The following is an 18,743-nucleotide window of genomic DNA, read 5'->3' as shown; positions in this document are numbered from 1 at the left end:
AGCCACATGAAGAGATCAGCCCTCACCCTTGCCATTGGTACGCTGCTGGCCGGCAGCGCCTACGCTCAATCGTCGGTGACCCTGTACGGCATCGTCGACCAGAGCCTGCGCTACACCAACAACTCGAACGCCAACAACGACAGCCTGTACCAGTTGACCAACGGCGCGATCACCAACAGCCGCTGGGGCATCAAGGGCAGCGAAGCCCTGGGCAACAACCTGAAGGCAATCTTCCAGTTGGAAAACGGCTTCGATCCGGATACCGGCAGGGCAAACCAGGGTGGCCGTCTGTTCGGCCGTCAGGCATATGTGGGTCTGTCCGGCGACTTCGGTACCGTGAAGCTGGGCCGCCAGTACACCGAGGGCTTTACTTTCTTCGGCGACTTCGATCCGCTGACCATCGGTAACTACACCGCCAACGCCTGGCCGTTCTTCCTGACGAACTTCCGCAATGACAACGTAGTCAGCTACGACGGCAAGTTCGGCGGCCTGAACGTGGGCGGCAGCTATGGCTTCGGCGAAAAGGCCGGCTCCTTCACCTCGTCGCAATACTATGGCTTCCGCGCTGCATACACCGTTGGCCCGTTCGGCTTCGGTGGCGTATACCAGCTCACCCGCGACACGGCGGGCAACAAGCAGCAAATGTGGGGCGCGGCAGGTAAGTACAGCATCGGCCCGGCAAAGATCTTCCTGGGCTACATCGGTGGCCTGGACCGCACCGGCAGCGTCGACGCCAGCCTGAACGGCGATGCACTGGCAGCCGGTACCGCCAATCCGGTCCCGACCGGCAACTTCACGGCAAACCCGCGCAAGGACATCACCGGCTACCTGGGCCTGACCTACCAGGTCACCCCGGCGCTGGCCATGACTGGCGTGTTCTACGGCGACCACGTCCAGAACACGAACGGCGTGTCCAACAACCAGGGCAACCGCTACACCGGCGTGCTGCTGGCCGAGTACTCGCTGTCCAAGCGCACCCAGGTCTACGGCACCGTGGACTACAACAAGCTGACTGGCGGTACGCGTACCGAACTGCCGGGCAAGAACAACCAGACCGGTGTGGCCGCAGGTATCCGCCACATTTTCTGATTGTCCTTTCAGGCCTGACCCCCGCTCGCGCGGGGGTGACGTCAAACGACAGGAAAGCACCTTCGGGTGCTTTCTTGTTTTTCATGGCAGCACGGGCAGGCGCAGCTGCCAGGTGACGGGCCGGCCGGCATGGTCGTCCGCATCCGCGCTGCCGCCGATGTCGAGTGTGCCGCCATCGCGCAACAGCACGCGGCGGCAGAACTGCATCGCAACCGGCTCCGCCGCCTGCGCGGACTCGGCTCCGGGCACGAAGGCGACGGACAAGCGGCAGATGCGTCCGTCGACTTGCTGGCGCACCAGCGGCCGCGTGTCCCCGGCGGCGTCCAGTGCCAGGGCCAGCAGCACGCGCAGGGCTTCGGACAGCATCGCCGTGTCACCCCGTATCCAGACCCTGGCCCCCGCCAGATGGAGTTCGGTTCCGGGCCCGGCCGCCTGCCACAACGCGTCGGCGGCCTCGCGCAGCAGCGCGGTCAGGTCAAGCACCTCCGTGCGATAACCGTGGACCAGTTCGCGCAACAGCCGCGCAATGCCGTCGGCGAGACGCAGCGAAGCCTGCGCATGGCCTGCCGCCTGCGCCGCGAACGCATCGTGCGCAAGCGCCTCGGGTGCGACCAGTTGCAGCTCGGCCAGTGCCAGGATGGCACTTTGCTGCGCGCGCAAATCGTGCGACAGGGCGCGCAGGCCGGTCTGCCAGGACGCCAGCGCCTCGCTGTCATACGCCGCCACATCGATGGCGCCGGCGCTGGCTGGCCGGCAGGAGGCGCATGACGGCGGCGCCTGCGTCGGCCTCCCGCTCCTCCTGCCCCGCCCCCATGTCGACAGCGAGACGCCCGATACATTGCTCCGCCGCGCACAGGCACGCCGCCAGCCGCGCAAGCCCGTGACCGAGCCACGCCCTCATCGCTCGCCTCCGGTCAGTTCGAGCCGGTAGCCGAGCGTGTAGACGGGCTGCAGCCGCAGCCCATGCTCGGGATGCAGGGCCAGCTTGCTGCGCACCCGCGATATATGCGTATCGATGGTGCGCGACAGCTGCGAAAGCTCGCGCCCCCACACGGCCGCCACGATATGGTCCCGCGACACGATGCGTCCTTCGTTGCGGAACAGCAGCACGGCGAGGTCGAATTCCTTGGGGGTCAGCCTGAGCGGCCGGGCCCGGTGGGCCACCGTGCGCGCGCCGCAGTCGATGACATAGTCGGCCAGCTTGACGTGCTCGCCGCCTGCGGCAGGGTCCGGGTAGGCGCGCCGCAGCAGGGACTGCGTACGCGCCAGCAGCTCGCCGCGCCGCACCGGCTTGAGCATGTAGTCGTCGGCGCCCGCGACGAGGCCTTCGATGACGTCTTCCTCGGCATTGCGGCAGGTCAGGAACATCACGGGCACGCGCCGGTCCAGGTTGGCGCGCACCCACATCAGCACCTCCTTGCCGGAAAGATCCGGCATCTGCCAGTCGAGCAGCAGCAGGTCGAAGTTTTCTTCGCGCAGGTGCAGCAGCAGTTCGCGGCCGCGCCTGAAGGTCATGCAGACATGCCCGGCCTCGCCGAGTATCTGCCGGATCAGGGCCGCCTCGGCCGGTTCGTCTTCGAGAGAAGCGATCTTCATTCCCATGCTTGGTTGGCCGGTACGGCTTGGTGGCCCGTCGGTCTCGCTGTGATTGGCGCCGCTGGCGCCAGTGGGGCCCGACGCTGCGGGGCTATCCGCTATTAAAAACCGCGCGAAGACGCTTTCGGATGGGAATTTTCTCAAATTTCGCTAGCGATGGCTTTTTGCTTTCCGCCGCGCACGGCACAAAGCTAGATGCTCTGGCAGTGCCGCGCCATCCCGGCGCCGCCATGCGCAGCGCGGCGACCAGACCCGGGAGGCAGGCGCGCCGAAGCCCGCGCGCGAGGAGAGACTTCATGCGAATCGCTGTACTGGAGGACAACCCGGCCCGTGCCATGCTGCTGGAGCAGGCACTCAGCCTCAGCGGCCACGACTCGGTGCGCTTTCGCGAAGGCGGCGCGCTGATGCAGGCCCTGCGCAACGAGCCTTACGAGCTGCTGCTTCACGCCTGGGAGATTCCCGGCATCCCGGCACCGGACATATTGCAGTGGATACGCCGCACCCTCGGCGACGAACTGCCGGTCATGCTGCTGAGCCAGACCAGCGACGACGACCACATCGCCCAGTGCTTCGCGCATGGCGCGGATGCCTTCCTGGCTGCCCCGATCCGCCACGCCGAACTGGCTGCGCGGGTGGAGGCGCTGCTGCGGCGCATGGCGCCGGTGGCGCAGGCCTGCGGCGAACTCACGCTTGGGGCCTACCGCCTTGTCCTCGGCGAGCGGCGCGCCTATATCAACGACCACCCGGTCAGGCTGGCGCCCAAGGAGTACGAACTGGCCGTGTTGCTGTTCCGCCATGCCGGCCAGTTGCTGCTGCGCCAGACCATCGAGGAAGAAATCTGGCAGCGCGACGTGTCGCCGGCATCGCGCACGGTGGACAGCCATCTCTCGCGCGTGCGCACCAAGCTCGCGCTGGGTCCGCGCAACGGCGTGCGGCTGTCCTCGGTGTACGCGAGCGGTTGCCGGCTCGATCTGATCGACCAGCCGGACCGGCCATCAGGGCCCGCGCATGGCGCCGGCAACGGCGGCAGTTGCCGCCAGGGGCCAGCCAGCCGGCGGCTCAGTCCGCCTTGATGCCCGCGTCCCTCACGATGCGGGCGTTGTCGTCATACTCCGCGCGGATCGCCGCGGCGAACTGCGCGGCGGTGCCGCCGGTGGGCACCTCGCCACCCTTGAGCAGGCGCTCGCGCACCTCGGGCTCGGCCAGGGCCTTGTTCAGTTCGGCATTCAGCTTCGTGACGATGGCCGCCGGCGTGCGCGCCGGCGCGAAGATGCCGAAAGTGGAAGTCAGGTTGGCCTTGGGGTATCCCAGCTCGGCGAAGGTCGGCACATTGGGCAGCGACTCGATGCGCCTGGGCGCCCCCACGGCGAGGGCGCGCAGCCGTCCGGCCTGCATGTGCTGCGTCAGCATGGGACTGGCATTGGTGCTCATCACCTCGAACTGGCCGCCAAGCGCATCGTTCATCTGTTGCCCGGCACCCTTGTAGGGAATCAGCGTCAGGTCGGCCCTGGACTTCGCCTTGACCTGCTCCAGCATGACATGGCCGACCGTGCCCAGGCCCGACGTGGCCCAGCGTACCGAGCCGGGCCTGGCCTTGGCCTGTGCGAGCAGGTCCTGGAACGATTTGCCGCCGAAGCTTGACGTGGCGATCACCAGCACCGGCGAGTACATCACGCTCATGACCGGCGCGATATCGCGCTGCGGATCGTAGTTGACGTGTCCGACGTGCGGGTTGAGCGTGAGCGGGCTGGTCGAGGAGAAGCCCAGCGTGTAGCCGTCCGGCGCGGCCTTGGCCACGGCGTCCATGCCGATGCTGCCACCCGCGCCCGCCTTGTTTTCCACCACCACCGAGGCGCCCGTCTGGGCCGACAGGCGCTCGCCGAGCGCGCGCGCCACGGCATCGCTGATGCCGCCGGTCGGATAGGCGACGATCAGGCGGATCGGGCGCGCGGGATACGCGTCGGCGGCAGTGGCGGCGAGCGGGCTGGCCAGGACGGCCGCAGCCACCGAAACAGCAGCCAGCAAGGGAATTCGGCGGGAAGCGGACATGAATGGGGGAACGGCGAGGACGACGGTTGGAGACGGGACCGGCCGCGCTGGCGCCGCTGGGCGGCCCGGGACGGGCGCTGGCCTCAATGCAGGAAACGGGCGCTATTTTATCCGATCGGCCACGCCTCCCGGCGCCGCCGGGCCGCGGGGAGCCAGCGGACACTCCGGTACCCACGATACGAACAGCTCATTGGCGCGGTCGTACAGCCGCCATACGGTGCCGCACTCGCGGCAAGTGAAGGTGAGCATGCTGAACGGCACGCCAGCTGCACTCCGGCTCACCAGCGGGGCGGTGTGCTTGAGCGCCAGGCGCGCATGCGGCTCACGCCGGCGGGAATCCGCCGCGAGCGCGAGGCAGTGGTCACAGGCAGGCCGGGCGGGCCGCGGCGCGTTGGGGGGAGGCACGGCAGACGTCATGACCGCCATGATGCCGTAAAAACGGCGCGCATTTCACCCCTGTCGATGCGGCAACGGCGATTGCGCGCCATCGGCTGCCTGCGGCCCCTGCCCCTGCCGCGCCGCAGCCACCGGCGCGCGCTGGCCCAGCCACACGCTTGCCAGCACCAGCAAAGCCCCCGCCATTTGTGCTGTGCTCAGGGTCTGGCCGAGCACCAGGAAACCCAGCACGGTGGCGCTCACCGGGCTCAGCAAGCCCAGCGCGGACACCGCCGCGGTCGGCAGGCGGCCGATGCCGCGAAACCAGAATGCGTAGCTGACGCCGGCGCCGGCCACGCACAGCCACGTGTAGCCAAGTACATTGGGCAGCGTCAGGCGCGCCGGCAGGGTTTCGAAGGCCAGCGCGAACGGCAGCAGGAACAGGGCGCCGGCGGTGAGCTGCCAGGCCGTGAGCACCAGCGGCGAGACCGGCGGGCGCCAGCGCTTGGCCAGCACCGTGCCCAGGGCCATCGATACCGCGCCGGCCGCGGCGGCGGCCACGCCTACGGCATCCAGCCGCGCGGCGGGCCCCAGCACCAGCAGAGCCACGCCGCCGATGCCGCCAAGGCCAGCCAGCCAGGCGGCAAGATGCGGCCGCGCGCCCAGCAGCAGCCAGGCCAGCAAGACCACCAGCAACGGCTGGATGGCCCCCACGGTGGCCGCGACCCCGCCCGGCAGGCGGTAAGCGGCAATGAACAGCATGGCCTGGAACAAGCCGATATTCAGCACGCCCAGCAACGCCGCCTTCCACCACCAACTGCCGCGCGGCAGTTGCCGGCCCCAGGCCAGCATCGCCAGCCCGGCGGGCAGCGCGCGGATCACGCCGGACAGCAGCGGCTGGCCCGGCGGCAGCCACTGGCTGGTGATCAGGTAGGTGCTGCCCCAGATCAGCGGGGCGGAGGCGGTCAGCAGGATATCCGCCGCGCGTACCTGCGCCTGCGGGACCGGAGCAACCTGCCGGGATGACAGCGGGAGGGCAGGCTGGGCGTCGGGCTTCATGTCGTCATGCCTTTATTTTTCTTCACAAAAAGAATCTTGATATCAAGATTTAAAATCTACTTTACGAAGTGAAAGGCTTGATGTCAAGATTCTTGCCACTCAGTCAAATCGCAGCACACATCATGGCCACCCGCGGCAAACCCAAGGCACACGGCGCAACGGCGCCCAACGAGGAAACCGGCGGCGGCGCGTCTCCCCAAGCCGGCCAGCCAGCCCAGCCAGCCAAAGTGCAAGGCGATCGCGTCGACCGCATCCTGGCCCAGTGGGCGCGCGAGCGCCCGGACCTGGATGCCGCGCCGATGGGCATCATCGGCCGCGTCTGGCGCCTGGCGCGTCACACCGATCGCGCGGTGGAAGCGGCGCTGGCGCCGGCCGGCCTGAATAGCTGGGAGTTCGATGTGCTGGCCACGCTGCGCCGCTCGGGGCCGCCCTATGCGCTGTCGCCGGGTGCGCTGATCGATTCGCTGATGATTACCTCCGGCACCATGACCAACCGGCTCGACCATCTCGAACGCGCCGGGCTGGTGCGCCGCTGCCCCAATCCGGATGACCGGCGCGGGCTGCTGATCGAGCTGACGCAGCCGGGCCGCGACCGCGTCGACCACGCGCTGGAGGTGCACGTGGCCAACGAGCATCGCTTGCTGGAGCGGCTGACGGCCGCTGAGCGCAAGCAGCTGGCAGGACTGCTGCGGCGCTGGCTGCAGGGTTTCGAGCCGGCTGACGAATAACTCTGTCCCTTACACCAGCGCGGCTTCCGGGCTTCCGGCCCCCGGCCTATTGCCCCTTCGGCCGCGCCATTTACGCCCCCCACCGCATCCCGGAGACTATCGCATGCTTTTGAACCTTCGCCCGCACGCCAGCGCCCTTTCCCGCCGTCCGTCACTGAAAGCCGCCGCCACGCTTGCCGCTTTGCTCTGCGCCGCCGCGGCGCAGGCGGCGCCGGTGGAGCCCGCCTACCAGCTCTCCCAGCAGGAAAAGCCCGCGCTCATCGCCACCCTCAAGGACCTGGTGTCGATTGAATCGGGCAGCAAGGACATCGAAGGGCTGGACCGCATCGCCGCGCTGATCCGCGACCGGCTGGCCGCCATGGGCGGCGATGCGAAGCTGATCGAGCCCACCGAGGTCTACCGCATGGAAGACACGCCCAGGCAGGTGGGCAAGATAGTGATGACGCAGTTCAAGGGCACGGGCAAGCGCAACATCATGCTGATCGCCCATATGGACACGGTCTACCTGCGCGGCATGCTGGCGCAGCAGCCGTTCCGCATCGACGGCGACCGCGCCTACGGCCTGGGCATCGCCGACGACAAGAACGGCGTGGCGGTGATCCTGCATACGGTAGCCATCCTGCAGAAGATGGGCTTCAAGGACTACGGCACGCTGACCGTGCTGATCAACGGCGACGAGGAGATCAGCTCGCCCGGCGCGCGCGCCATGCTGACCACGCTGGGCGGCCAGCAGGACGCGGTGTTCTCCTGCGAAGCCACGCGCGTGACCGGCGACCGCCTGTCGCTCGCCACCAGCGGCATCGGCGCGATCTCGCTGACCGTGCATGGCAAGGCCTCGCACGCGGGCAGCTCGCCCGAACAGGGCCGCAACGCGCTGTATGAACTCTCGCACCAGATCCTGCAGATGCGCGACCTGTCCAACCCGGACAGCGGGCTCAAGGTGAACTGGACGATCTCGTCGGCCGGCACCAACCGCAACGTGATCCCGGCCACCGCCACGGCACAGGCCGATGTGCGCGTGCTGCGCACCGCCGACTACGACAACCTGGAGCGCACGCTGCAGGAGCGCGTGAAGAAGCGGCTGATCCCGGATACCAGGGTGGAAGTGAAGTTCGAACGCCGCCGCCCGCCGCTGGAAGCCACCGATGCCGCGCGCAAGCTCGCCGCGCACGCGCAAGGCGTATATGCCGAGATCGGTGAGAAGCTGGCCGTGTACGACACCGCCGAAGGCGGCGGCACCGATGCGGCCTTTGCCGCGGCCGCCACCAAGGCGCCGGTGATCGAGCGCTTCGGCCTGCGCGGCTTTGGCGCGCACTCCAACGATGCCGAGTATGTCGACCTCAACTCGGTCACGCCGCGCCTGTACCTGCTCACGCGCATGATCATGGACGTGTCGCAGGACAAGACTGGCCGCTGATCTGCGCCAGCCTGATGCAGGGCTGGCACGCTTCTCGCCTATGGAGGACGACAGGAGCGACGCAGAACAAACATGGTGCGGACCGTTTTCGACAGCACACGCCGCGCTCCTGACAGGTCACTGATTCTGAATGGGAGATACCGTATGGCAAGTGCAGATCGCATCGTCGAGCTGTCTCACCACGTTGGGTTTATCGCGGACGACAAGATCTCCAGCATCGCCGAGATCAACCGGGAAACGAAGTTTCTTGCCCTGAACGCCCTGATCGAGGCGGCCCGCGCCGGCGATGCGGGCCGTGGTTTCAGCGTCGTGGCGAATCAGGTCAAGCAGGTCTCCGAGCGCATCTCCGGCATCACCGGTGAGCTCACCACGGAGCTGAGCGGCTCCATTGCCGAGCTCACCCAGCTCGGCGACGCCATGATCCGGCAGATGCGCGGCCACCAGGGCCAGCGCCTGGCCGACATGGCGCTGAACATGATCGACGTGGTCGACCGCAACCTCTACGAGCGCTCCTGCGACGTGCGCTGGTGGGCCACCGATGCGGCCATCGTCGATGCGGTGAGCAACCCCGACCGTGCCAGCGCCAGCCATGCGAGCGAGCGCCTCGGCGTCATCCTCAACAGCTACACCGTCTACCTCGACCTGTGGGTGATCGACGCGCAGGGGCGCGTTCTCGCCAATGGCCGCCCGCACGCCTACCCCGGCGTGGCAGGACGCAATGTCTCGGGCGTGGAATGGTTCAAGCGCGCGATGGCCACCACGACGGGCGACGAGTATATCGCGCACGATGTCGCGATATCGCGCTTTCTCGACAGCGCCAGCGTGGCCACCTATGCCACCGCCATCCGCGAAGGCGGCCGCGCCACTGGCGCCCCCGCCGGCGTGCTCGCCATCTTCTTCAACTGGGCGCCGCAGGCGCAGGCGGTAGTCAAGGGCGTACGCCTGTCCCCGGAAGACTGGCAGCACACGCGCTGCCTGCTGGTGGACGCGAAGCACCGCGTCATCGCCGCGTCGGATGGCATGGGCTTGCTGGCCGAGACCTTCCCGCTGAAGGACGACAACCACCCTACCGGCTGGTACGAGGCGCCGGACGGCGCGCTGGTGGCATTTGCCCGCACGCCGGGTTACGAGACCTATCCGGGGCTGGGCTGGTATGGCGTGATCGTCCAGCATCCGGCCGGCGGCGGGCATCCGGCAGGACATGCTTGATGCGCTGATAGGGCAGCCCCACAGGTACTCCGGGCACCGCGTGGGGTTGCTGCGATGTGGCGCATGAGCACCACGACGGTGCATGGAATCGAACACCGATATGGCCGCGGGCCACTGCGCACAGGCTCAGGCCAGCTTTTCGCGCCCGCCGAGGTCGGGCAGGAAAATGGCCAGCAGCCCAAGCAGCGGCAGGAACGCGCAAAACTCGTAGACGGACTGGATGCCATGCGTGTCCGCCAGCTTGCCCAGCACCGCTGCACCGATGCCGCCCATGCCGAAGGCAAAGCCGAAGAACAGGCCCGACACCATGCCCACCTTGCCAGGGATCAGTTCCTGCGCGAACACCAGAATGGCCGAGAAGGCGGACGCCAGGATAAAGCCGATGATGAATGACAGCGCGCCGGTCCAGAAAAGGTTGGCGTGCGGCAGCATCAGCGTGAACGGCGCCACGCCAAGGATCGACGCCCAGATCACGCGCTTGCGGCCGATGCGGTCGCCGATGGGACCACCCAGGATGGTGCCGGCCGCCACCGCGAACAGGAACACGAACAGGTAGAGCTGCGAACTCTGCCGCGTCAGGCCGAAACGCTCCATCAGGTAGAAGGTGTAATAGGTGTTCAGGCTCGCCATGTAGAAATACTTGGAGAACACCAGCGCCATCAGCACCAGCATGGCGCGCACCACGGTGCTGCGCGGCAGCGGAGCGTGCGTGGAAACCGCCTTGCGCTTGCGCGTGGTATGGGCCAGCTCGCGGCCGTACCAGATACCGATCTGCCACAGCACGGCGATGGCCAGCAAGGCCGCGAGCGAGAACCAGGCCACGCTGCTCTGCTGGTGCACTATCCATGCCGCCAGCAGTGGCCCCGTGGCGCTACCCGCGTTGCCGCCGACCTGGAAGATCGACTGCGCCAACCCGTGCTGGCCGCCCGAAGCCATGCGCGCCACGCGCGACGACTCCGGATGGAAGATCGACGAACCGGTACCCACCAGCGCGGCCGCCACCAGCAGCACGCCATAGGTCGGCGCCACCGACAGCAGCAGCAGGCCGCACAGCGTGAAGCCCATGCCGATCGACAGCGACTGCGGCTTGGGATGCTTGTCGGTGTACAGCCCGACCACCGGCTGCAGCAGCGAAGCCGTGATCTGGTAGGTCAGTGTAAGCAGCCCGATCTGGGTGAAGCTGAGATTGAAGCCGCCCTTGAGCATCGGGTAGATGGCCAGGATCAGCGACTGGATCATGTCGTTGAGGAAATGCGAAAAACTGATCGCCCCCAGCACGCGGAAACCGGTCCGCTCGGCGGCGGCCTGCGTAGTGTGAAGACTCGGGGCATGGCCCTGCGGCGAGGCGTTCGCGCCGCCTGGCGCGGTATCGATGCGGCTGCTCATGATGGAAACGGGGGCTGAGAGAAAACAAGGGGGGAATCCTGGCGCCCATCCTAAATGGCGCAATTCCGCCTGTCCTGCGAGAATAGGGCCGCAACCTTGGAGAAAAGGACATGCCCCGTCCCGTTACTCGCCGCAACGCAGGTGCGGACGCTGCGCCTTTCGCGCCGCACGGCGCCAGCGCCCCACCCTCGCCCCCGCGCTATCCTGCCGATACTCCCGGCATTGACCGCGCCGACAGTTACGCGGCGGTGCCCGCCTATCTCCGCTACGACCGCAGCCTGATGCCGGTCACCGCCATGGCGGCCGACTACGTGCCGGGCCACGTCACCAAGCCGCACCAGCATCCCAATGCCCAGTTGATCCACGCCGTACATGGCGTGATGGTGGTGGCCACCGCAGAAGGCCAATGGATCGTCCCGCCCACGCGCGGCATGTGGATGCCCGGCGGCACCGTGCACTGGATCCGCATGGTTGGCCACGTGCGCATGCGCACCGCCTATATCCGCCCGGACGCCGCCGCCAACCTGCCTATACGCTGCACCGTGCTCGGCATCACGCCGCTGCTGCGCGAACTCATCCTCGCCGCGATCGACATTCCGACGCCTTACGCGGCCGAATCCCGCGACGGACGGTTGATGCGGTTGCTGCTGGATGAAGTGATGCTGGTGCCAACGCTGCCCCTGCACTTGCCGCGTCCCGCCGACGCCGGGTTGCGGCAGATCTGCGATGCGATTGTCGGGGCGCCGGATACGGCGCTGACGCTGGCTGAATGGGGGGAGCGGCTGGGCGTGGATCCCAAGACGATCCAGCGGCGGTTTGCGCGGGAGACCGGGATGACGTTTGGGCAGTGGAGGCAGCAGGCGAGGTTGCTGGCGGGGTTGGAGGGGCTGGCCGCCGGGGCTAAGGTGGTAGATGTGGCGCTGGATCTTGGGTATGAGAGTCCTAGTGCGTTTTCTACTATGTTTAGGAGGCAGTTTGGGGTGCCGCCTAGTGGGTTTTTTCGGTGAGGCGACAACCAACGCCGCCCAAATTAACCCCATCACCCCCCCGCACACCAACATCCTATAGCTCCCCTACCCCTCCAAATACCTCTCCACCAACCTAGCCCAATAAGCCGCCCCCACCGTCAAATTCTCATCATTAAAATCATACCCAGCGTTATGCAGCAACGGCTGCCCCGCCCCATTCCCCATCCTGACAAAGCACCCAGGCCGCTGCTGCAGGAAGTAAGCAAAATCCTCACTCCCCGCGATCAGCGGAAAATTCGCCACCACCCTCTCCGGCCCCACCAGTTCCTCGGCCACCTGCCGGGCAAACTCCGTCTCGCGCTCGCTATTGATCAGCACCGGATAACCGCGGATGTAATCGATCTCCACGCTAGCTCCATAGCCTTCCACATGCGAAGTCACCAACTGCCGGATACGGTTCTCCAGCGTGCGCCGCACATCGGGACTAAACGACCGCACGCTCAGCTCCAGCTTGGCGCTTTCGGGAATCACATTTGGCGCATGCCCCGCATGCAACGTACCGATCGTCACTACCGCGGTCTCGTTCGGGTCGATATTGCGCGACACGATGCTCTGCAGCGCCATCACCAGGCTGCCCGCCACCAGGATCGGGTCGATCGACTGGTGCGGCCGGGCCGCGTGGCCGCCCTTGCCGCGGATGGTGATGGCCACCGTATCGCAAGCCGCCATGAACGGGCCCGCGCGGAACATGAACATGCCGGCTTCCACGCCAGGATGGTTATGCAGCCCGAAAATTGCATCGCACGGGAAGCGTTCGAACAAGCCGTCGGCCAGCATGCGTTCGGCGCCGCCGCCGGCGCCGATCTCTTCGGCGGGCTGGAAGATCAGGTGGACGGTGCCGTTGAAATGGCGCGTGCGCGCCAGTTGCCGCGCGGCGCCGAGCAGCACGGCGGTGTGGCCGTCGTGGCCGCAGGCGTGCATCTTGCCGGCATGGATGCTGACGTATGGCAGGCCGGTGCGTTCGTGAATGGGCAGCGCGTCCATGTCGGCGCGCACGCCGATGCTGCGGCGTGAGCCGCCCTGGCGCAGCGTGCCGACCACGCCGGTACCGCCAACGCCGCGCGTCACTTCGTAGCCCCAGCCTTCCAGCTGGCTGGCGACGAGCTCGGCGGTACGCACTTCATCGAAGGCGAGTTCGGGGTGCTGGTGGATGCTGTGGCGGATAGCTTCCAGTTCGGCCCGGCTGTCGAGGGTGTCGGCCAGTTCGCAGAAGTGGGAGAGGCGCAGCGGGCGTGCCGCTGTTAATGCCGCGGGTGAGTCGGAGAGAAGAGACTCGATGAATTCGGGTGCGTGTTCTGACATGGCGGTGTGCTCGATTTTTTGAGGCGTATAGAAAACAGTATTTCACGCTGAGCGCAGAGGGCAAACGGTTTAACCCTTTGTAGCGAAATCAGGGGAACAACTGTTGCGAACGGGGGACGATCCCTTCGGGCGCGGGGAGCGCTGCGGGAAATTGAACTTGTGCGCGGGGATCACAGGCCCTGCCTTCTTCAACGCGCCGCGGATGCCGGCGAGTGCGGCTGGCGGTACAAGCAGCACGCACAAAGCAGAAAGGGCGGCCATCGCTGGCCGCCCTTTTCCTGGCGTTCAACCGGACCAACCAGCCCTACGCGTAAGCCACCACCGTCTGGCCCTGCTCGCCCAGGCCGTCGATGCCCAGGCGCATCGTGTCGCCCGCCTTGAGGAAACGCGGCGGCTTGAAGCCCATGCCCACGCCCGGCGGGGTGCCGGTGCAGATCAGGTCGCCAGGGTGCAGCGTCATGAAGCGGCTGACGTAGCTCACCAGCGTGACCACGTCGAACACCATGGTGGCGGTGCTGCCCTTCTGCACGCGCTCGCCGTTGACGTCCAGCCAGAGCGCCAGCGCCTGCGGGTCGGCGACTTCGTCGCGCGTGACCAGCCACGGGCCGACCGGGCAGAATGTATCGCAGCCCTTGCCCTTGTCCCAGGTGCCGCCGCGCTCGATCTGGAATTCGCGCTCGGACACATCGTTGACCACGCAGTAGCCGGCAACGTGGGAAAGCGCTTCGTCGCGCGAGACATCGCGTGCCACCTTGCCGATCACCACGCCGAGTTCCACTTCCCAATCCGTCTTTTCCGAGCCGCGCGGCAGCATCACCGCATCGTCGGGGCCATTGAGCGAGCTGTTGGCCTTGAGGAAGACAATGGGCTCGGCCGGCAGCGGCATGCCAGCCTCGGCAGCGTGGTCGGCGTAGTTCAGGCCGATCGCCACGATCTTGCCGATGCCGGTCCAGGGCACGCCGAAACGGTCGGCCTGCACGACCGGCAGCGTGGCCGGGTCCACTTTGGCCAGCCGTGCCAGCGCTTCGTCGGACAGCGCTTGCGGCCCCAGTCCGTCCAGCACGCCGGACAGGTCGCGCACGCGGCCTTCGGCATCGATCAGTCCCGGGCGTTCCGCGCCCGGTTTACCCACACGTACTAGTTTCATCGTTTCCCCTTGGCTTCGGTGACAGTGCGGCCGGCGGGCTCGGACAGGGTCCGCGCGACCACGGTCAGGACTTCTTTGGCGGTGTTCTCGGAATGCTGGCGCAGCACCTGTGGCAGCCGCGGGCGGCCCGGTTCGCGCAGCGCGGCCATGATGGCTTCGTGTTCCTCGTGCGATTCCTGCCAGCGCAGCATATCCGCGTTGGCGGCGCCGCGCGCACGGTGCACCTTGCTCATCAGCGCGGCGTAGATGCCGGCCAGCACCGGGTTGGCGGCGCCGTCGATGATGAGCTGGTGGATTTCCTGGTTGGTGCGGAAGTACTCGGTGCGCCGCCCCGCGGCGTGGGCATCCAGCATGGCCTGGTGCTTGCGCTCCAGCCGCGCCATCGCCACCTCGGACAGCCGCGCCGCGGCCAGTTCGCCGGCGGTGGCTTCCAGCCCGTGCAGGGTTTCGAAAGTGGAACGCAATTCGTCCAGATCGAGCGGCGCCACGCGGTATCCGATGTACTGCCGATGCAGTACCAGCCCTTCGGACACCAGCACCTTGAGCGCCTCGCGCAACGGCGTCTTGGACACATCGAACATTTCGCAGAAGGCGCGTTCGTCGATGCGCGCGCCGGGGGGCAGTTCGCCCTCTTCGATCATGGTGCGCAGACGGGAGGCGATCTCGGCGGACATGCCGAGCGTGCGCAGGCGCGTGGATTTAGGAAGCGTTTGAGTCACAGACATCACCGAGATGGGGAACATGCACCACAAGAAGGCTATCACACCCTGAAATTGTGCGTTTGCTTAACAATAAAATCAATGACTTACGAGAGTTGTAATTACAGATTACGTATCCTATACTCCGTTCCAGTTGCGCGACACAAAACACAAACCGCCCTACCATTCCTCAAAGGAGACACGCGTCATGCAAACGACAAGCCGGGCTGCGGCGCTAACGGAGACCAAGAGCTCCGTACGCTGGAAGATTTTCCTGATGATGTTGTTCCTCATCGCCATCAACTACATCGACCGCGCGTCGCTGTCGGTGGCGATGCCCCTGATCGCCAAGGAATTCGACCTCAGCCCCACCATGCAGGGCCTGATCCTCAGCTCCTTCTTCTGGACCTACGCGGTCATGCAGATCCCCGGCGGCATGCTGGCGGACAAGTACAAGCCGCGTATCGTGATCGCCACCGCCACCATCTTCTGGGGCGCCTTCCAGGCTCTGGCGGCGGTATGCACCAGCGCCGGCGCCCTGCTGCTGACCCGGCTTGGCCTGGGCGCGGCCGAAGCGCCGATCTACCCGGCCGGCGGCAAGCTCAACGCGATCTGGATGACGCAGAACGAACGTGGCCGCGGCGCCACCCTGCTCGACGGCGGCGCGCCGCTGGGCGCGGCGCTCGGCGCCATCATCATCACCTGGCTGATCACCGCGCTGGGCTCCTGGCGCCTCGCCTTCGTGGTGGCCGGCGTGGGCACCGTGCTGGCAGGCCTGGCGGCGTGGTACTACGTGCGCAACTCCCCGCGCGAGCACCGTGGCGTCAATGAGCTTGAAGCCAGCTATATCGAAGCCGCGCAAGCCACCGAACATCGCGCCGAGCCGGCAAACCTGTCCGGACGCTCGCTCGATTTCCTCAAGTACCGCTCGGTGTGGTGCATGGCGATCGGCTGGATGTGCTTCAACAGCGTCTTCTACGGCCTGCTGACCTGGATGCCCAACTACCTGAACAAGGTGCACGGCTTCGACATCAAGCAGATGGGCGGCGCCAGCTTCATCATCTTCTTCTCCGGCTTCGTCGGTGAGCTGGTCGGCGGCTGGATCGCGGACAAGTGGAAGGCCGCGGGCGGCAGGCCCAACCTGGTGATGCGTACCCTGTTCGGTATCGCCGCCGTGGTCGCCACCGTGTCGATCTTCTCGGTGGCCTATGTGAAGGATCCGGTAGTGGTAGTGATCCTGCTCTCGTGCACGCTGTTCTTCCTGCGCTGGTGCGGCCTGTTCTGGTGCATCCCGTCCATCCTCGGCACCCGCAACAAGGTGGGCGTGCTGGGCGGCATCATGAACCTGGGCGGCAATATCGGCGGCATCACCGTGCCCATCATCGTCGGCATGATCGTGCAGTTCACCGGCTCCTACTTCCTGGCGCTGATGTTCTTCGCCGCCGCCGGCGTGGGCCTGTTCCTCGCATCGACCGCGATCGACTACGAGAAGAAGCTGCCGGTCTGAGCGCAGCCAGATCTCGACACCAAGTCTTGCCCCACGTACGCGCCGCGCCGGCACAAGCCGGCAGCGGCACGGCCTGAACCGCTCCCGTCCCGGCCGCGCCACGCGCGCCGGGCGGTTGAGGAGACACTTCATGAAAGCAAGCCCACGCAAACTGGCCGGCGCCGCCACGGCAGCCGCCCTGCTGCTGCTCGGGACCGCGCACGCGCAGGCTCCCGCCCCCGCGCAACAAGCGGCCAAGGCGATGCAATCCGCCGCGGACCTGCCCACGGCGCAGCCTGAAGCCGTCGGCGTCGATTCGCGCAAGCTGGTCGAACTGTCGCAATGGATCCGCCGCGACCAGCTCGACGTGCGCAGCCTGATCGTCATCAAGGACGGCAAGCTGGTCTTAGAGCGCTACGGCGACGAACTCGCCCGCGACTACAACCATGAGCTTTACTCCGTCACCAAGTTCATCAGTGCGTTGCTGGTCGGCACGCTGGTGGGCGACGGCAAGCTCACCGCGCAAGACAAGCCCGCCCCGCTGCTGGCCGCCGCGCGCCCGGACCTGGCGCCGGCGCTGGCCGACAAGCAGGACATCGAACTGCGCCACCTGATGTCGATGTCCAGCGGCCTGTCGTACAAGCTGGTGGAAGGCACCGACACGCTCTATTACGGCGTGCCGGACCGGCTGAAGGTGGCCGCGTCCGCCGCCGTGCGCACCAAGCCCGGCACCGAATTCGACTACATCGACGTCAACCCCGTGCTGGTGGGCGCCACCATCACGCAAGTCAGCGGCCAGCCGGAGCAACGCTATGCCGAGGCGCGCCTGTTCAAGCCACTCGGCATGTCGCATTACCGCTGGGACGGCGCCGACGGCAAGGGCGCGGTCTCGGGCGGCTGGGGGCTGCGCCTGCGCTCCATCGACATGGCCAAGCTTGGCCTGCTGATGCTCAACCAGGGCAAATGGCAGGGCCGGCAGATCGTGCCCGCTGACTGGGTGGCGCGCATGACCACGCCCGCCGGGCCGGCCGCGGACTACGGCTACTACTGCTGGGTCAACAACATCGTCAAGAGCGAGCGCGAGTTCAGCGCGATGGGCTTCAAGGGCCAGTTCATCACCGTGCTGCCGCAGCAGAACGCCGTGGTGGTGATGAACAGCATCATGTCCACCTCCGGCGGCCTGCGTGATGCCGCCTACCTGGACCTCTACCGCAAGATGGTCAACGACTACGTGCTGCCTGCGCTGCAAGCCGGCAACAAGGTCAGGCCGGACGCCGAGCGGCAAGCCGCTCTCCGTCAAGAGCTTGCGCTGGCGCACGCCAGCCACGGCAAGCCCGGCACCGCCCTCGCCTTCAACGACAAACCCGAACAATAACGAGCATGGCCCCGGGCACCGCATCGCACCGGGCCATGCCATTTCCTGAGAGCTTTACTCCCATGACCAAACGCACCCTTCTCGGCATGCTCACGCCGTCGTCCAATACCGCGCTGGAACCCATCACCAGCGCCATGCTGAGCGGCCTGCCGAACGTCAGCGCGCATTTCTCGCGCTTCACCGTCACCGAGATCTCGCTGCGCGACCAGGCGCTGGGCCAGTTCGATCTCGACAAGATCATCGGTGCGGCCAAACTGCTGGCCGACGCGCGCGTGGACGTGATCGCGTGGAACGGCACCTCGTCCGGCTGGCTCGGCTTCGAGAAAGACCAGGCGCTGTGCCGCCAGATCACCGAGGCCACCGGCATCCCCGCCACCACCTCGGTGCTGGCGCTGAACGAAATCCTGGAAAAGACCGGCGCGCGCGACTTCGGCCTGGTCACGCCCTATCTCGACGATGTGCAGCAACGCATCGTGCAGAACTACAAGCGCAACGGCTTTGGCTGCGCGGCGGAGCGCCACCTCGACCTGCATGTGAACTACAGCTTCGCCGAAGTGGAAGAAGACACCATCCGCCGCATGGTGCGCGAAGTGGCGCAGCACAAGCCGGCAGCCATCACGACCTTCTGCACCAACCTGCGCGCGGCGCACCTCGTGGAGGAACTGGAAGCCGAGACAGGCATCCCCGTCTACGACACGATCTCCACCGTGGTGTGGAAATCGCTGCGGCTGGCTGGCGTGGATACGCGCGAGCTGCGCGGCTGGGGCCGCTTGTTTGCCGAAGTGGACTGAAGGAGCAG

Annotated in this window: 18 protein-coding genes; 9 read left to right on the top strand and 9 right to left on the bottom strand. The window is 66.8% G+C overall.

Annotated features, from left to right (window positions below; translation table 11 throughout):
* The first annotated feature begins 6 nt into the window (after positions 1-6).
* A complete protein-coding gene (locus ACZY0R_RS37465) occupies positions 7-1,089 on the top strand; it encodes a porin (RefSeq protein WP_488865653.1) in 1,083 nt (360 codons plus the stop codon).
* Between the two features lie 81 nt (positions 1,090-1,170).
* On the opposite strand, the gene ACZY0R_RS37460 is transcribed toward ACZY0R_RS37465, so the two are convergent.
* Complete coding sequence (locus ACZY0R_RS37460) at positions 1,171-1,815, bottom strand: histidine kinase (protein ID WP_488865651.1); 645 nt, start codon at positions 1,813-1,815, stop codon at positions 1,171-1,173.
* Positions 1,816-1,986: 171 nt separating this feature from the next.
* Positions 1,987-2,685, bottom strand: a complete 699-nt coding sequence (locus tag ACZY0R_RS37455; RefSeq protein WP_488865649.1) for a response regulator transcription factor — start codon at positions 2,683-2,685, stop codon at positions 1,987-1,989.
* 296 nt (positions 2,686-2,981) lie between these two features.
* Here ACZY0R_RS37455 and ACZY0R_RS37450 point away from each other — a divergent pair, with 296 nt between their 5' ends.
* The gene (locus ACZY0R_RS37450) at positions 2,982-3,758 is read left to right on the top strand and encodes a response regulator transcription factor (protein WP_488865647.1); all 777 of its coding nucleotides are present in this window, start codon (positions 2,982-2,984) and stop codon (positions 3,756-3,758) included.
* Here ACZY0R_RS37450 and ACZY0R_RS37445 read toward each other — a convergent pair.
* The 3 genes from ACZY0R_RS37445 to ACZY0R_RS37435 form a co-directional block, all read right to left on the bottom strand.
* Positions 3,745-4,734, bottom strand: a complete 990-nt coding sequence (locus ACZY0R_RS37445; RefSeq protein WP_488865645.1) for a Bug family tripartite tricarboxylate transporter substrate binding protein — start codon at positions 4,732-4,734, stop codon at positions 3,745-3,747. The two genes, ACZY0R_RS37450 and ACZY0R_RS37445, sit on opposite strands and share 14 nt — an antisense overlap.
* A gap of 102 nt (positions 4,735-4,836) precedes the next feature.
* Positions 4,837-5,160, bottom strand: coding sequence for a hypothetical protein (locus tag ACZY0R_RS37440; RefSeq protein WP_488865643.1), 324 nt, complete (start codon positions 5,158-5,160; stop codon positions 4,837-4,839).
* Positions 5,161-5,184: 24 nt separating this feature from the next.
* Positions 5,185-6,168: an EamA family transporter gene (locus ACZY0R_RS37435; RefSeq protein ID WP_082095060.1), complete on the bottom strand. Its 984-nt coding sequence runs from the start codon at positions 6,166-6,168 to the stop codon at positions 5,185-5,187.
* A gap of 122 nt (positions 6,169-6,290) precedes the next feature.
* Here ACZY0R_RS37435 and ACZY0R_RS37430 point away from each other — a divergent pair, with 122 nt between their 5' ends.
* The 3 genes from ACZY0R_RS37430 to ACZY0R_RS37420 all read left to right on the top strand — a co-directional run bounded on the left by ACZY0R_RS37430 (position 6,291) and on the right by ACZY0R_RS37420 (position 9,522).
* On the top strand, positions 6,291-6,896 hold the full coding sequence (locus ACZY0R_RS37430) for a MarR family winged helix-turn-helix transcriptional regulator (RefSeq protein WP_488865641.1): 606 nt from the start codon (positions 6,291-6,293) through the stop codon (positions 6,894-6,896).
* Between the two features lie 103 nt (positions 6,897-6,999).
* Positions 7,000-8,313: a M20/M25/M40 family metallo-hydrolase gene (locus tag ACZY0R_RS37425; RefSeq protein WP_488865639.1), complete on the top strand. Its 1,314-nt coding sequence runs from the start codon at positions 7,000-7,002 to the stop codon at positions 8,311-8,313.
* A gap of 144 nt (positions 8,314-8,457) precedes the next feature.
* The gene (locus tag ACZY0R_RS37420) at positions 8,458-9,522 is read left to right on the top strand and encodes a methyl-accepting chemotaxis protein (protein WP_488865637.1); all 1,065 of its coding nucleotides are present in this window, start codon (positions 8,458-8,460) and stop codon (positions 9,520-9,522) included.
* A gap of 126 nt (positions 9,523-9,648) precedes the next feature.
* Here ACZY0R_RS37420 and ACZY0R_RS37415 read toward each other — a convergent pair whose 3' ends face one another.
* Positions 9,649-10,908, bottom strand: coding sequence for an MFS transporter (locus ACZY0R_RS37415; RefSeq protein WP_488865635.1), 1,260 nt, complete (start codon positions 10,906-10,908; stop codon positions 9,649-9,651).
* Positions 10,909-11,018: 110 nt separating this feature from the next.
* Here ACZY0R_RS37415 and ACZY0R_RS37410 point away from each other — a divergent pair, with 110 nt between their 5' ends.
* Entirely contained in the window at positions 11,019-11,915 is an 897-nt protein-coding gene (locus ACZY0R_RS37410; RefSeq protein WP_488865633.1) for an AraC family transcriptional regulator, read from the top strand.
* Between the two features lie 66 nt (positions 11,916-11,981).
* Here the strand turns inward: ACZY0R_RS37410 and ACZY0R_RS37405 are convergent, their stop codons facing one another.
* The 3 genes from ACZY0R_RS37405 to ACZY0R_RS37395 all read right to left on the bottom strand — a co-directional run bounded on the left by ACZY0R_RS37405 (position 11,982) and on the right by ACZY0R_RS37395 (position 15,110).
* Entirely contained in the window at positions 11,982-13,238 is a 1,257-nt protein-coding gene (locus ACZY0R_RS37405; protein ID WP_488865631.1) for a M20 aminoacylase family protein, read from the bottom strand.
* Between the two features lie 304 nt (positions 13,239-13,542).
* On the bottom strand, positions 13,543-14,385 hold the full coding sequence (locus ACZY0R_RS37400; protein WP_488865629.1) for a fumarylacetoacetate hydrolase family protein: 843 nt from the start codon (positions 14,383-14,385) through the stop codon (positions 13,543-13,545).
* A complete protein-coding gene (locus ACZY0R_RS37395) occupies positions 14,382-15,110 on the bottom strand; it encodes a GntR family transcriptional regulator (protein WP_045240455.1) in 729 nt (242 codons plus the stop codon). The genes ACZY0R_RS37400 and ACZY0R_RS37395 overlap by 4 nt, the downstream gene beginning before the upstream one ends.
* 181 nt (positions 15,111-15,291) lie before the next feature.
* On the opposite strand from ACZY0R_RS37395, the gene ACZY0R_RS37390 reads away from it, so the two are divergent.
* From ACZY0R_RS37390 to ACZY0R_RS37380, 3 genes are all read left to right on the top strand, one after another.
* The gene (locus tag ACZY0R_RS37390) at positions 15,292-16,590 is read left to right on the top strand and encodes an MFS transporter (RefSeq protein WP_035865749.1); all 1,299 of its coding nucleotides are present in this window, start codon (positions 15,292-15,294) and stop codon (positions 16,588-16,590) included.
* A 130-nt stretch (positions 16,591-16,720) separates the two neighbouring features.
* The gene (locus tag ACZY0R_RS37385; RefSeq protein WP_488865626.1) at positions 16,721-17,944 is read left to right on the top strand and encodes a serine hydrolase domain-containing protein; all 1,224 of its coding nucleotides are present in this window, start codon (positions 16,721-16,723) and stop codon (positions 17,942-17,944) included.
* Positions 17,945-18,006: 62 nt separating this feature from the next.
* Positions 18,007-18,735 carry a maleate cis-trans isomerase family protein gene (locus ACZY0R_RS37380; protein ID WP_488865624.1) on the top strand — a complete coding sequence of 243 codons (729 nt, stop codon included), beginning with the start codon at positions 18,007-18,009 and terminating at the stop codon, positions 18,733-18,735.
* Positions 18,736-18,743: the final 8 nt, after the last annotated feature.

It is taken from the genome of Cupriavidus sp. F041 (assembly GCF_057814235.1).
Note: the sequence above shows the minus strand (reverse complement) of the source record. Positions and strands in the feature narration are given on the sequence as shown.